8 protein-coding genes are annotated in these 15,048 nt (G+C 69.2%); 6 read left to right on the forward strand and 2 right to left on the reverse strand.

Translation table 11 applies throughout. From position 1 onward, the window contains the following. Positions 1–83 precede the first annotated feature (83 nt). Positions 84–1,031, reverse strand: coding sequence for an NUDIX domain-containing protein (locus tag DEJ31_RS06670; RefSeq protein ID WP_111078149.1), 948 nt, complete (start codon positions 1,029–1,031; stop codon positions 84–86). After that, on the reverse strand, positions 1,028–3,193 hold the full coding sequence (locus DEJ31_RS06675) for an RNA degradosome polyphosphate kinase (protein WP_111121483.1): 2,166 nt from the start codon (positions 3,191–3,193) through the stop codon (positions 1,028–1,030). The genes DEJ31_RS06670 and DEJ31_RS06675 overlap by 4 nt, the downstream gene beginning before the upstream one ends. Before the next feature lie 228 nt (positions 3,194–3,421). Between DEJ31_RS06675 and DEJ31_RS06680 the strand changes: the two genes are divergently transcribed. The 6 genes from DEJ31_RS06680 to DEJ31_RS06705 all read left to right on the forward strand — a co-directional run bounded on the left by DEJ31_RS06680 (position 3,422) and on the right by DEJ31_RS06705 (position 14,999). After that, on the forward strand, positions 3,422–8,776 hold the full coding sequence (locus DEJ31_RS06680; protein WP_111121484.1) for a DUF6531 domain-containing protein: 5,355 nt from the start codon (positions 3,422–3,424) through the stop codon (positions 8,774–8,776). A gap of 87 nt (positions 8,777–8,863) precedes the next feature. Then, entirely contained in the window at positions 8,864–9,253 is a 390-nt protein-coding gene (locus DEJ31_RS06685) for a hypothetical protein (protein ID WP_111121485.1), read from the forward strand. Between the two features lie 590 nt (positions 9,254–9,843). Then, complete coding sequence (locus DEJ31_RS16855; protein ID WP_146243107.1) at positions 9,844–10,281, forward strand: hypothetical protein; 438 nt, start codon at positions 9,844–9,846, stop codon at positions 10,279–10,281. Positions 10,282–10,430: 149 nt separating this feature from the next. Then, on the forward strand, positions 10,431–10,661 hold the full coding sequence (locus DEJ31_RS06695) for a hypothetical protein (RefSeq protein ID WP_111078139.1): 231 nt from the start codon (positions 10,431–10,433) through the stop codon (positions 10,659–10,661). A gap of 304 nt (positions 10,662–10,965) precedes the next feature. Then, positions 10,966–13,641, forward strand: a complete 2,676-nt coding sequence (locus tag DEJ31_RS06700) for a hypothetical protein (RefSeq protein WP_146243108.1) — start codon at positions 10,966–10,968, stop codon at positions 13,639–13,641. Beyond that, on the forward strand, positions 13,638–14,999 hold the full coding sequence (locus DEJ31_RS06705; protein ID WP_111121488.1) for an ABC transporter substrate-binding protein: 1,362 nt from the start codon (positions 13,638–13,640) through the stop codon (positions 14,997–14,999). Before DEJ31_RS06700 ends, DEJ31_RS06705 begins: the two co-directional genes overlap by 4 nt. Positions 15,000–15,048: the final 49 nt, after the last annotated feature.

The following is a 15,048-nucleotide window of genomic DNA, read 5'->3' on the forward strand; positions in this document are numbered from 1 at the left end:
GTGCTGTCAACCGCTGGCGCTGCTGCACTGCTTGCGCTCTTGCGCTGCTGCGCTGGCTGCGCTGGCTCCCGCGTCGGCTCGGGTCAGGCGCTGACGGTGTTGCGGTGCGTCTCGACGGCGATGAGCTTCCGGCCGGCGATGTGCATCACGGCGAACTCGCCGACGGAGAGCATGGCGGCGCGACGCAGGTCGAACTTCGCCGCGTCGTCCGCGGTGTCCGTCGCGATCCGCGCGACGATGTCGGGCAGGACCGGGCCGTGCGAGCAGAGCACCGCGGTCTTCGCCTTGTCCAGGCGCTTCCGGACGACGCCCTTGACGTCGGCAGTCCCACGCTCGTGGGCATCCTGGCTGATGTCCGGGGTGTCGGACACGCCGACCTTCGTCCGCGCCGACAGGGGTTCCACGGTCGCCAGGCACCGGGCGGCCGTGCTGCTGACGATCTTCTTCGGCCCGAACGCCGCGACCGGAGCCGCAGCCGCCTTCGCCTGCGCGCGGCCGAGGGGGAGGAGCGGACGCGTGGCGTCAGGGCCGTCCCAGTCTGACCCGGGGACCGTCTTGGCGTGCCGCAGGGCGATCAGGGCGAAGGTGTCGTGCTCGTCCGCGGCGGCACGTTCGGCGAACCGGTCGAGGATCGCGACGTCACGTTCGTAGGTGAGCCGGGCGCGGGCGTCGTCGATGGACACCCACTCGACGGCGGCGACCTCGTCGTTCGGGCGGAACTGACCCGCACGCTCGGCCTCCTTGCGGGAGACCCGGGCCGACCAGTAGTGCACGACCTTGTCGCGGCCGCTCGGTAGGACGTACTCCGCTCGGCCGAGGGGAGCGCCGAGGTGCACGCGGTACCCGGTCTCCTCGTCGATCTCGCGCACGGCGGCCTCGGGGATGCTCTCGCCCGGGTCCACCTTGCCCTTGGGGAAGGAGACGTCCTTGTGGTGCTCGCGGTGGATCAGGAGGACGAGCGGCTCGCCGTCCTGTTCGCGCCACACCACGGCGCCGGCCGCGATGACCGGGCCCGACTGCCCACCGCTCACCGAGTGGAACGCTTCCGTGCCGAGATGGTCCGCATGAGGACATTCTGCACGTCGTCGAGTGGGCGTCCGTCGTCGTCCGTCGAGTGGCGGCTCCACTCGCCGTCGGACTCGAGGTGCCAGGAACTGGTCGTCTCGGCCATCGCCAGGTCGAACATCTCCTGCACCTCGGTGATGTGCGCCGGGGTGGTGAGGCGGACGAGGGCCTCGACGCGACGATCGAGGTTGCGGTGCATCATGTCGGCGCTGCCGATGAACACCGCCGGGTCGCCGTCGTTGTGGAACGCGAACGCCCGCGAGTGCTCGAGGTACCGTCCGACCACACTGCGGACCCGGATCGTCTCGCTCACGCCTTCGAGGCCCGGCTTCAAGGAGCAGATCCCCCGGACCCAGATGTCGACCGGAACCCCGGCCTGGCTCGCCAGGTACAGCGCGTCGATGATCTGCTCGTCGACCATCGAGTTCACCTTGATGCGGATGCCCGAGGGCTTTCCCTCGCGGGCGTTCTGCGCCTCCGTCTGGATGCGCTTGACCAGGCCCTTGCGCAGGTGCAGCGGCGCGACCAGCAGGCGCTTGAACTTCTTCTCGATCGCGTAGCCCGACAGCTCGTTGAACAGACGCGTCAGGTCCTTGCCCACCGTGTCGTCGGCGGTGAACAGCCCCATGTCCTCGTAGATCCGCGAGGTCTTGGGGTTGTAGTTGCCCGTGCCGATGTGGCTGTAGTGCTTGAGCGTGCCGCCCTCCTGCCGGATGACGAGCACCAGCTTGGAGTGTGTCTTGAGCCCGACCAGGCCGTAGACGACGTGCACGCCGGCCTTCTCGAGCTTGCGGGCCCACGTGATGTTGTTCTGCTCGTCGAAGCGTGCCTTGATCTCGACGAGGGCGAGGACCTGCTTGCCGGCAGCCGCGGCGTCGATCAAGGCCTCGACGATGGGGGAGTCGCCCGACGTGCGGTACAGCGTCTGCTTGATCGCGAGGACGTTCGGGTCGGCGGCGGCCTGCTCGAGGAACGCCTGCACGCTGGTCGCGAAGGACTCGTACGGGTGGTGGACGAGGACGTCACGGGCGGCGATCGCGCGGAACAGGTCGGGCTTGGTGTTCGGCTCGCCCGGCTGGAACTGCACCGGGGTCGTCGGGACGTGGCGCGGGTAGTGCAGGTCCGTGCGGGCGATCTTGGCGATCTCGAACAGCCCGCCGAGGTCGAGCGGCGCCGGCAGGCGGTAGACCTCCTGCTCGGTGATGTCGAGCTCGCGCACCAGGAGGTCGAGCGTCACCGGGTCCATGTCCTCGGTGATCTCGAGCCGGATCGGCGGGCCGAAGCGACGGCGGAGGAGCTCCCGCTCGAGTGCCTGGATGAGGTTCTCGGCCTCGTCCTCCTCGATCTCGACGTCCTCGTTGCGGGTGATCCGGAACACGTGGTGCTCGAGGACCTCCATGCCGGGGAACAGGTCCGGCAGGTGGTTCGCGATGAGGTCTTCGAGGGGGATGAAGCGCAGCCGCCCCGAGTTGTCGTCCGGGAGCTTGATGAAGCGCGGGTAGTTCTGCGGCACCTTGAGGCGCGCGAACTCCTGCCGCTGCGACTTCGGGTTGCGCACCCGCACCGCCAGGTTGAGCGACAGACCGGAGATGTAGGGGAACGGGTGCGCCGGGTCGACCGCGAGCGGCATGAGCACCGGGAAGATCTGCTCGCTGAAGTACTCGCGCATCCGCAGGCGGTCGTCCTCGCCCAGGTCGGACCAGTGCTCGACGTGGATGCCGGCGGCGTCGAGGTCGGGCTTGAGCGACCCGATGAAGGCCCTGGCGTGCCGTTCCTGCAGCTCGTGCGCCTTCATCGCGATGTCGCGCAGGACGTCGCTCGGCGCGCGACCGACGTTGGTGGGGACCGCGATGCCGGTGTCGATGCGGCGCTTCAGGCCGGCGACGCGGACCATGAAGAACTCGTCGAGGTTCGACGCGAAGATCGCGAGGAAGTTCGCACGTTCGAGCAGCGGCTGCGTCCGGTCTTCGCCAAGCTCGAGCACGCGCTGGTTGAAGCGGAGCCAGCTGAGCTCGCGGTCGAAGTACCGGTCCGAGGGGAGCGACTCGTGCTCGATCTCCACGACCTCGTCGAAGTCGTCGAGGTCGTTCGCGACGGAGTCGCCGTCCAGCTGCGGTTCGGTGTCCATGGCCACATCCTGCCACCAGCACCCTGCACCGGGGGCTGCCCGGGTGGCGCCTGTGGAGACGGGCGGTGAACGGGCGGGGATGTGGAGGACGGTGCGGGTGTCCACAGGCAGCACCGAGCGGGTGGACGAATCGGTATGTTGGTCGGGGTCACAGCCTCCAGGGGGATCCGCTGCGGAGGCTCGTCGACCATCACGACCAGCACCACTTCTCCGGGGGGACGAGCCACCATGGCTGACCAGCTGCACGCCAACACCGATCCGATCGAGTTCGACGTCGCGACCGCTGATGCGCTCGGCAGTGCCATGCGCAGCGCAGCCAGTGCGATCGACGGGCAGGTCGGAAGCCGTCAGTCGTACGTGTCGACGGCATCGCAGGAGTTCCGCGGCCACTTCTCGGAGCTGTTCACCGAGAACGCGAGCGTCGCGAAGAGCGACGGCACGACCATCTCCGACATGATGCGCACGGTTGCCGGCTGGGTCGACCAGATGAAGACGGCTGCCGCGGAAGAACGCGAACGCCGTCGCCAGGCCCGTGAGTGGCAGGAGCAGCAGGCCGACCGCAACGGGTTCGAGAAGTGGCGGGACGACTTCTTCGGCTGGGGGAACCCGCCGGACATCGAGAACAAGCCCGCGCCTCCCTTCGGCCCCGCGGAGATGCAGCCGAAGCCGAGGCAGACGCCGTCACCGGGCTCGGGTGGCGGCGGCGGGGGCGGGACGTCGTCCGCGAAGCCAGAAGACCTCCGCTCCTTCGCCACGGGCTCGACGTCGTTGAACTCGGAGCTGTCCGGGAGACCCGGGGTGCTCCGGGGCAAGCTGTCCGACTTCGCGTCCCGGTGCTCATGGGGCACGATCAACGCGGACGGGCTCGTCGCCGGCTTCGAGCGGTGGCTTGCAGCCAACGACCAGGACGTCGCCTGGGCGAAGACCATCGCCGACGCCTTCGCCGCCGCCGGGGGTGAAGGCGCGGTCTCGACCGTGTCCGACGCAGCGCTCGGCGCAGCCCTGCAGGCCGCGGGCGTGTCGGCGAACCGGACCGACCTGCAGATCGATCCGCCCACCGCCTACGGCGCGCAGCCGACGACCGGTTACTCGATGGACCCGGTCAACACGACGACCGGCAACTTCCTCGAGCCGGAGCTCGACCTCTCCTTCGACGGCGCATCCGCGTCCCTCAGGGTCTCGCGCATGTACAACTCCCTCGACCAGCGGGTCGGGGTCTTCGGCCCGGGGTGGGCGTCCGTCCTCGAGACCCGCCTGCTCCTCGACGACGAGGGCGCGTCCTTCGTCGGTGCCGACGGCCGGCTCGTCCGCTTCCCCCGGGCCGGCACCGGTTGGGCGCGCGGCGTCGGCGAGAACCGGTGGCTCACGACGGAGGCAGACCTCCTGGTCGTGCGGGACAACGAGGGTGGTCGCATCGACTTCACCCCGACTGGTCTCTGGGTCGGCGAGAGCGCCGGACCCGGAACCGCCGTGGTGGTGGAACGGGACGCTTCCGACGCCGTCGTGCGTCTCCGCCACGAACGCGGTCGCTTCGTGGACGTCGAGTACGTCGACGGTCGTGTCGCCGTGCTGCGGGCCTCCGACGGACGTCGGGGGGAGTACGGGTACGACGACCGAGGGCGCCTGGTCTCGGCCGCGACCCCGCTCGGGACCAGGACGTACGGCTGGGACGAGGACGACCTCATCGTGACGGTCACGAGTGCCGACGGCGTGCTCGAGGTCGACAACGTGTACGACGCGCAGCGTCGTGTCGTCGAGCAGACCAGCCCGCACGGCCGCCGGGTCCGGTTCGCCTACCTTCCCGGCCGCGTGACCGTGGTCTCCGACCAGGACGGGACGCGTTCGAACGCCTGGATCGCGGACCCGAAGGGTCGACTCGTCGGGATCATCGACTCGGATGACCGTCGACAGTCGATGAGCTACGACCCGCACGGCAACCTCGTGTCAGCGACGGAACGCGACGGTTCAGTCACCGTGCACGCCTACGACGCGCGGGGCCGCCGTACACGGACGGTCACGCCGACCGGTGGGGACCTGACGTACGGCTACGACGACGCCGACCGCGTCACGACCGTGGTCACGGAGAGCGGCAGCGTCGTCACGTACGAGTACGACGGTGACGAGCGTGACCCGTCGGTCGTCATCGACCCGATGGGCGGACGAACCGAACTCACGTGGGACCACGGCCTGCTCCTCCGGGTCGTCGACCCCACCGGTGTCGCGCTCAGCCTCGACCACGACGCGTCGGGCGAGCCCGTCGCCGTGACCAACGCTGCCGGGCAAGTCGCACGGATCGAGCGGGACGCCGCGGGTCACGCCGTCGCGACCATCAGCCCCACCGGCGCCCGCACGGAGTACCGCTACGGTGCCGACGGTCAGGTCGTCGCTCGCCGCGACCCCGACGGCGCGACGTGGACGGTCGAGTACACCGCGGGTGGACGCGTCAGTGCCGTGACCGACCCGATCGGCGCGCGGACCGTCCTCGCCTACGGCGCGGAGGGTGAACTCGCCTCCACGACCGATGCGCTCGGACGGACCACCCGCCGGACCTACGACGACCAGGCCAACCCACTGCAGGTCACCCTGCCGAGCGGCGCGTCCTGGACCTTCGCGCACGACGCCTTGTCGCGCCTCCAGTCCGTCGTCGACCCCACCGGCGCAGTGTGGCGCCGGGAGTACGGGGTCAACGGCGACCTGCGCGCCGTGACCGACCCCACCGGAGTCCGCACGGAGTTCTCGGACGACCCGGCCACCGGCATCTCCACGTTGTCGGACGCGTTCGCGACGACCACCGTCCGGTCCGACGAGTTCGGACGGCCCGTCGAGGTGACGTCCGACGAGACCGGTTCCGAACTCCTGACGTACGACGCTTGTGGCCGACCGGTCGAGCTGGTGGACGGTGAGGGTGGCCTCACCCGTATCGAGCGCGACGCGAGTGGCCGGATCAGCGCGATCACGTCGCCGAGCGGTGGGCGGACGACCTACGAGTACGACGCCTGTGGCCGGCCTTCGGCCGCCACCGATCCACTCGGCGCGCGGACGACGATCACCTACGACGCAGACTCACGGGTCGTCGCGCGGACCCTGCCGACGGGTGACGTCGAGCGCATCGAGTACGACGTCGTCGGACGCGTCGTCGCGCGGACCGCACCCGGAGAAGGAACGGCTCGCTACCGCTGGGACGCGGCCGGGAGGCTCGTCTCCGTCCACGACGCACGTCACGGTCGACGCCGGTTCCGCTACGACGCCGCGGGTCAGCTCACCGAGGCCGAGAACGGCGTCGGTGGAGTGACCGCCTACACGTACGACGTCGACGGGCGCCTGACCAGCGCGACCGACCCGGTGGGTGGCATCACCCGGTACACCTACGACGGCGCCGGACGGCTGACTGCCATCACGGATCCGCTCGGCAGGACGACCACCGCACGACTCGACCCCGCCGGCCGCCGCATCCAGCAGACGGACCCCGACGGCGGGGTGGTCGAATGGGCGTACGACGCTGCAGGACGTGAGCAGCGGCTCTCGGTGGACGGCGCCCTCGTGGCCGAGACCACGCACGACAGGGCTCGGCGGACCGTCGTCGTCACCGACCACACGCGCGGCCCCGGACGGGACATCGAGCACGAGCTGTGCTTCGACCGGCGGGGTCTGCTCGTCCGGCGAAGCCGAGGTGCGCGGGCGATGTCGTGGGAGTACGACGCCGACGGCCGTCGTACGGCGCGCACGGACCCCGACGGCAACCGCACGACATGGCGCAGGGACGCCGCCGGCCGCGTCGTCGGCGTCGAACGGGAAGGACTCGCGCCCGCCGCGTTCACCCTGGACACCCTCGGGCGCATCGTCCAGGTCTCGACCGGTGACGTCGTCCAGTCGTGGTCCTACGAGCGCGGGGCGCTCGTCGAACACACCGCGACCACGCCGGAAGGCGGCACGACGACCCGCATCGACCGCGACGAGGACGACCGCATCGCGGCGATCACCGGCGCGGACGGCCGGAGGACCTACACCCATGACGCCGCGGCGCAGCTGGTCAGTGCGCTCGACGACGGCGGCCGTGGGCGGACCTGGCGGTACGACGCCGCGGGACGCCTCGTCGCCGAGACCGTCGACGGTGCGGAACTCCGACACGAGTACGACGCTGCCGGGCAACTCGTTGCCACCACCGGTGCTGACGGTGCGCGGACCGAGTACGTGCACGACGGACTCGGACGGCGCGTCCGGCGGACTGCTCCGGACGGTTCGACCACCGAGTACGCATGGTCGGACCTCGGGTTCCTGGCCGGCGTCGTCCAACGGGACGCGACGTACGACGAGACCGGCCGACTCGAGGTGTGGACCGACGCCCTCGGAGAGGTCGCGGAGGTCGGAGGATCGGACACCTGGTGGGACACCGCTGCGGGAGTCCCGGTCCTGGCCTCCGTCGGCGCGACGCCTGTCCTGGAGGCTCCGGGCGGGATCGTGGCCATCGACGGGAACTGGACGGCGTCGACCTGGCGTGTGGCGCGTGCGACCGATGTGACCGACCCCTGGGCGCTCCTTGCATCGACGAACGGGATCGGCGGCGGAGCTGCCCTGCCGTCCGGCGTCGGGCTGACCCCGGGCGGCAGCCTGAGCATCGCGGGGATGGAGTGGCTCGGGGCCCGGGTGTACGACCCCGTGGCGAAGGGCTTCCTGTCGACGGACCCGCTCGCTCCGGTCATCGGAGCTGGGTGGTCGGGGAACCCCTACTCGTACGCGGGGAACGACCCGCTGCACACGGTCGACCCGCTCGGGCTGCGGCCGGCGACGGACAAGGACCTGCAGGCGTACCGGGATGCGCACCAGGGCGTGGTCGGACGAGCGAAGCAGATCATCGACGACAACGCTGACCTCATCGGGAAAGTAGCGGTGGGAGTCGGCGTCGTCTTGGCCGTGGCATCGCTCTTCACACCGGTCGGTCCGCTGACCTTGATGGCAATGGTCGGAGCTGGGGCGACCATGAGCGGAGGACTGTCGGTCTTGCAGCAGAAGTCGGAGGACGGCAAGGTCGATTGGGGCAAAGTGGGCATTGACACCGCCATCGGTGGCGTAACCGGTCTCGTCGGCGGTGGGGCAGCGAATCTGCTCACGAAGGCGGCACCAGCGCTGGAAGCATTCGCCGCGCCAGCCGTCTCGCGTATCGGCAGCCCAGTCCTCCGACAGGTCGCGACTGCAACGGCGGGGGAAGCAGGGAGGTCCGCATTGGCCGCAGGTGCTCAGGGTGCGACGTCGAATGGGCTCTCCTATCTCGCCGATGGTGACAAGCACAACAAGTCGGCCGCCGAATTCTGGGACACCACGGCTGACGGCTTCAAGCTGGGTATGCTGGCCAGTGGTGCGTCGAGCGCTCTCGCGCCGATTGCGGCAAGGGCTCCTGGGCTTTCTGAGTTGCCAGGTATGGGCAAAGCACTGGGAACGGCCACGGATCACTTCCTGAACGGCGCGGCAAGTGTCGTGAACGAGGTGACGAAGCCTGCTGATCCGGGCAGCGGCCCCTCGATCATCAAACTCAGGGACTCTTTCCTGGGTGGTGTGATGCAGGGGGCGGAAGGGCCCAACCGCTGAACAGGGGAAAGAAGTAAGGGAGCAAATTTGGATACCTTCGGACAACCAGCGAAAAGTCCCCGGAATCTGTCAAGACCTGTCAAGTGGGTGATCTCTCTGCTGGTGCTGGCGCTCTTCGCGCTCGTGCTCTTCGTATTCCTGATCGGTCCCACGATGCTCGAGAAGTACGACAGTGCGCACAGAACGACGATCAGTTGCGAGATGACGGCCGCCTACGCCGGGTCGGCTTCAAGTCGATCTTTGAAGGGAGTCGGCACGTCGTCCAACCAGGTCGAGTACCGATCAACCGACTGCGGAACGCTTGTGATGAGCGGAGGGCTCACCACCGAGGCAGCCGAGGAGAAGGCAGCCGAGATCGTGCGCGGTGGGCGTTACGAAGTCAAGATCGGTGCGGGATCTGCACGTCTTCGGGGCTTGTTCCAGGGCATCGGAGTTGCTCCGAACGTCTTTGATGTGCGGGCTGAAACTGACAGATGAGGCCTGTTCGAGAGCGGTACAGCGCGCTCGCTGCAGGGCGGGCATAGGAACAGACGCCATCCACGACGTTTTCGAGTATCGCTGGGGAGCTTGTGCGGCGCCTGACGTCGGCGCGTGTCAGCAGCCGATTCCGCTCGTATTCGTTTTTTTGGCAGCACCGGCAGCGCTGTTCCGGTCTGATCCGGCGGCGACCGTGTCTACGGCAGCTTTCCCGTGGCGTCGATCGGTGCCGCTGGCGGACTGATCTGCATCGTGAGGGTCTTCCACATCTGCCGCGCACGAACCGGCTACTTGAATGGAGTGACATCCGACAATGCTGAAAAGCCTGGGCGTCGTATCGAATGCGATCCTGTTCGATCGCTCTCGATGGGCAAGGGCTCGATCGTACCGCGGGGGCTTTTCGACTTCTTCAATCTGCCGCCCAGGGTCCACAGGACTGATGGCTGGTAGCGATGACGTGCGCCCGAACACGGCTGTCCCGGACGGGTCGAGTGTCAGCACGGAACGCGCGGCGCTCCGTGACGATCCGGACCCTGGCGCTCGCGGATCTCGTTTGTCACTCGTCACCGCGAACAGGATGAGTTGAGTCGGTGAGTCACAGCCTCGCGCACGGTGATTGGCCCCGGATGTCGGAACGCAAAGCCGCAGTGATGACCTTGGGCTGGCTGCTGTCGCTTGCCGTCATTTTCTTGATGTTCGTGATCTGCCCGCTCGCGCTGAGGGCGTACGACCATTCACACCCAAAGACGGTCACCTGTGAAGGTTCCACTGCTGAAGCGACCTCGGTCAGGGTGTCGTCGACCAACCTGTCGAGTACGAGCATCCCGCAGGTCGAAGTCACGACGAAGAGTTGCGGCGTCCTCAACATCCAACGTGGAATCACTGATGAGAACCGCGGTCGTATCGCTGCCTCACTGAAGCCAGGCGACTGGGAACTCGTCGTCGGTGCGGAATCCTTCAACTTCCGTGAGGTGCTGGGACTTCTGCGGGTACAACCAGAGATCGTGAGCTACCGAATGGATCAGTGAGTTGGGGAAGAGGACGCTCTCGAGGCCGGTGGCGGCTCCCTCGAGGTGAGGGCCCTGTTGCGGGTGTTCGGTGCCTCGCCGGAACTCCTCGGATACCGTCGTTCTTGAGTTCGCCGCATGGTCCGCGCAGGCGCGACCGGAGGGACGACATGAGCTTGCTTGACCTGATCGACACCCTGGACCAGCGCGGCGCTGAGGACGCAGCCTCCGACGAACAGATCCACGCGGTTCGGTCCGTCCTCACCCGTGCTCTGGCGCAGGAGCACGAGAGCCCCGTGTCCCGGTCGTTGGTGCGGGAGGCCGGACGGCTGGTCGCGGATTCGTGGCCCGTTCGAAGCGAACTCGGCGCGCTGGTGCTGACCTTCTCGCAATCGGCGTAGCTCGGGTCTTGGTGATCACTGCACCGAGGGCCGAACGGCCCGCGAGTCATCGCCGTTGGTCTGTCGCCCGAACGGGGGACCCGGGCGCCTGTGGACAGTCGTCCCTGCGCAGCGCAGCCCCGTTAGGATCGAGTTGCTTGTCGGTTCTTGAGGGGGACGGTCGTCAATGTCGTTGCGCATGCTGCATCCAGGGGTACGAACGAGGAACGGCCGCGCGCTCGCCGTGGTCGCGGTGGCAGGTGCTGCTGCGCTGGTGCTCTCGGGGTGCACCTCGTCGGATCGGACGGTCGACAAGCCGTCGCGTGTGCTGCAGACGGTCGACACGAAGCTGGCGGCAGACGGGTCGATCACCGCGATCTCCGACACCGCGATCTCGGTCGGCACGGACGGGTCCTCGTCGGCGGTCACCGAGCACGACACGGCGAAGGCGGCGGCCGACCTGCCGCTCCGCGTGACGACGCAGTACACGACGGCGAAGAAGAGCGGCACTGACCTCGCGGACCTGGCGGGCTACTCCGGCCGGGTCGAGATCGACCTGACCGTCGAGAACCTGACCGTACGGTCCCGCAACCTCACGTACGACGTGGCGGGCGCCTCCCGGACGACTCCGGCTCTCGTCGGTGCGCCCTTCAGCATCGCGGCGTCCACCGTGCTGCCCGGGACGAAGCCCAGCAACATCGTCACCGACACGTCCGACGACGCCACCGCGACGGACGGTGTCGTCAGCGCCAACGGCGACGGCGACGCGGTCGTGCAGTGGGGACGACTCCTCGCGCCGCCGACGTCCGGCGCCAGCACGACCCTGCACCTCGTCGCGAACGTCGACGACTTCGCGGCACCCTCGTTCGACATGGCTGCGCAGCCGGGCATCTCGACGGACCTCTCCTCGGCCGGTGTGGTGGACGCGGCCTTCGGGTCCGACACCGACTCCGAGCTGGCGCTGCAGCGACGGACCATCGATCTCATCTCCCAGGTCAACGAGGTCCTCGCGCGCGCCGGCGGCACGATCACCGAGGTCCGTTCGAACCTCGAGACGACCTCCGCGACCCTCGGTGTCCGCACGGCCGAGCGGCTCAAGGAGAGCAGTTCGTCGCTGGCCAGCACGATGAAGTCGCTCTCGGGTCAGCTCGGCTCGCTCAAGGGCGACCTCGGGTCGACGGTGAGCGGTACCCAGTCCACGGTCCTGCAGCAGTTGCAGGAGACGACGGGCAGCCTCGACGCGCTCCTCGGTGACACCTCTGCGACCGCGCCGACGCCGGCGATCGACGGCAACGGCTGTGCCGCCGAACCGCAGCAGGCTGCCGGTGGCGCCAGTGTCTACGGCAACCTGTTGCGCGTGTCCGCTCAGCTCGCCGGGTACGCGGATGCGAGCGAGGCCTGCAAGCAGCAGGTCAGTGCCCAGCTGGCGTCGTCGGTCGGGCCGGAGAAGCCGGACGCGACGAACTGTGCGCTGCCGTCGAACAAGTCGTCCCTGACGTGTGCGCTCTTCGCGTCGTCGACGACGATCACGCAGGCGCTCACCGGTCTCGTCGTCACGGGTGACTCCCTGGCCGAGAGCCTCCGCCCGCAGCTCGCAGACGACGCCATCGCCAGCTACGGAACGCTCGACGGTCAGCTCGCGGGGATCGACAAGATCCTCGACGAGCTCGAGCAGAACTCTGGTGACGGCGCCACGGGCACCCGGGATGCGCTGCAGGACCTGCAGGAACGGATCACGGCGGCACGCAGCGGGGTGAAGCCGATCGCGGAGCAGATCCGAGCGGTCCACAGCCAGGCAGACGGGGCGCGCAGATTGATCGGCGCCGTGGGTGACACCGGGTTGTCACGCTCGATGCAGGCGCAGAACGCCGCACTCGCGCAGCGGATCTGCCAGATGATCGCGCCCTCCGACTCCGGCGACGGCGGTGTCCTGCCGACCTTGCCGACGCTCCCGGGGCTGACGGAGCAGCAGGCGGACGAACTCCGCTCCTACCTGACCACGACGCCGTGCGTCGATGAGGGTGATGGACGACAGCTCACGCCGCCGGCACTCTACGGTCAGACCATGGAGGCACGACTCGCCGACCAGACTCGTCGTTGGGACGCGGTGTTGCTCGCGACTGACGTCGACGACCAGACGTCGCCGATCGGCAGCGCCGTGAACGTCCTCAACCAGACTCTCCAGCAGGTCGATGACGCCCGCAAGGCGGTTGAAAACAGTGTCAACTCGGGACAGGGGACGGTCACCGGAGCCCTGAAGCGCCTCCAGGACGCGTCTGCTGCTGCCAACGCGGCGGGCGACGCGCTCAAGGGCAAGCTCGACTCCGTCAAGACGGACCAGGACGCGCTTGCGCAGAAGGTGAAGGACGCCTTCGCCGATGCCGACGCGGAGACGTCGAAGAAGATCGACGCCCTCATCGACCAGCAGGTCCGCGACGTCTCGGCGCAGGCCACCACGAGCAACGCGGCGGTCATCAAGGCGTTCGACCAGTCCGTCGCCGGCCTCCGCTCCACCTCGAAGGACGTGACGGCGGGCGCCAAGGGCACGATCGACGGCCAGAAGGGCAAGCTCGAGCGTGAGAACGCCGCCCTCGCGAGCGCCGTCGACGAGCAGACGAAGCAGAGCCTCGCCCGGATCGACGCGAGCACCACTGCGTCGACCCGTGACGTCGAGGGCGCGAGCACGCTGCTCACCGGCGACCTCAACCGCGTGATGCTCGACCTCGGCGACCGCAAGGTCAACGGGTCCGGCATCCTCGGCGCGATGGCGACCAGCGCGGCGAAGTCGGACTCTGCCGACTACCAGCTGGCCCTCGCATCGCAGAACGCTGCCGGGTACGCCAACGTCCGCGCCGAGGACGTGGCGGGCATCCTGCTGCAGCAGGAGCAGTTCCGGGCCTCGCTCGACGCCGCGACCGCCCTGCCCGCGTTCCGGATGGACGTGCCGAAGGGCGCGACCTCCACCACGCTGTACGCCTTCACCATCGGAGCGGCACGATGACGCACCAGGCCGTCGAGGACCAGCAGAGCGCCGGCGGGCCGCGGCAGCCCCTCGTCGTCGTTGCCCTGGCGGTCCTCGTCATCGCCGTGGTCCTGGCCGTGGTGGTCTTCGTGATCGACCGGAACACCCCGGCTGCCGAAGCCGTCCCGGCGACGGTCCCGGTGCCGATCCGGGTGGCGCACGTGCCCGACGGCACGAAGATCGGCGTCGTCGTGACGCTCGGCGACGGCGAGGGGTCCGAGTGGGACGAAGCCGCGCAGGGAGCCCTCGTGGCGGCGAAGCGTCTGACCCTCGGTGGGACCGACGTGGAACTCGTCACCCGGAACGACGGCGGCAGTGCGAGCGGGGCGAAGCGCGCCGTCCAGCAGCTCGTCGACAGCGGCGTTGCCGGCATCGTCGTCGCCTCGTCCGGGGCGCACGTCTCGGGCGCGCTCGACGCGGCATCCGACGCTGGCGTCCCCGTGGTGCTCCCGTACGCCGACGGCGGGGACGGGTCCTGGTCGACCGCACCCTCCCGGGCCTCGGTCAGCGCCGCGATGCAGCGTGCGATCCGCGGCGCTGACTCCCCGCTGCTCGTGGACCTGGGCGGCGGTGCTCCGTCCGGTATCCGGTTCGCCCACGTGATGGACGCCGACGACGCGGCAGACGACGCTGCGCTCGCGACGACCGTGGCCCAGCGGACCGGTGCTGCCCCGACGACCACCGCGACGTCGGACGCGACCGCCGACACGACGGACACCGAGGCCACGAAGCCCGACTCCGACGCGGTCGTGGTGAGCGGTCCGGCGGCACGGCAGGGTGCGTTCGTCGCGGCGCTGCAGTCCGCCGACGTCACCGTCCCGGTCGTGCTCACCCCCGACGCGACGAGCCCGGCGTTCGGCACCGCCCTCGCCGCGGCGAACGGCAGCCTGTCGGGCACCTTCGTCTCGACGGGGGTCGCGACGGACGATGCACGCGCGTTGACCTCGGACGCCCAGGGCCGTTCGATGTCCGCGTTCCTCGGCGGGGTCCGGGTCCTGTCCGATGACGCGGAAGCGCAGAACCTCACGGCCGATCAGCCGTTCAGCGCGGTCGCGTGGGCGGCCGACTCCCGGAGCCACGACGCGGTCGTCGCGCTCGTCCGCGCCGTCGGCGCCGCGCGCAGCGACGAGCCGTCGGCAGTCGCTGACGCACTCTCGACGCTGCGCCTCGATGCGTCGGACGGCCTCGCCGGTCCGGCACTCGACTTCCGGCAGCAGCAGGCCCTCCGCGCCGATGCGACCGTCCTCGCGGCCTCCTCGCAGACGCTCGGGCTGCGTCCGGCGACGACCGAGCAGACCGCATCGCTCGTCTGGTTCCAGGACTCGACGGCCCGCTGACCCACCGGGCCAGCGGGACCGACGGGGACGAGCAACACCCCACCACCCC

Source organism: Curtobacterium sp. MCPF17_031, from assembly GCF_003234035.1.
Lineage (GTDB): Bacteria > Actinomycetota > Actinomycetes > Actinomycetales > Microbacteriaceae > Curtobacterium.

Bases quoted from the DNA above. Each gene is read 5' to 3' on its own strand.
- DEJ31_RS06680 (WP_111121484.1), top strand. From the start codon at position 3,422: ATGGCTGACCAGCTGCACGCCAACACCGATCCGATCGAGTTCGACGTC.
- DEJ31_RS06705 (WP_111121488.1), top strand. From the start codon at position 13,638: ATGACGCACCAGGCCGTCGAGGACCAGCAGAGCGCCGGCGGGCCGCGG.
- DEJ31_RS06695 (WP_111078139.1), top strand. From the start codon at position 10,431: ATGAGCTTGCTTGACCTGATCGACACCCTGGACCAGCGCGGCGCTGAG.
- DEJ31_RS06675 (WP_111121483.1), bottom strand. From the start codon at position 3,193: ATGGACACCGAACCGCAGCTGGACGGCGACTCCGTCGCGAACGACCTC.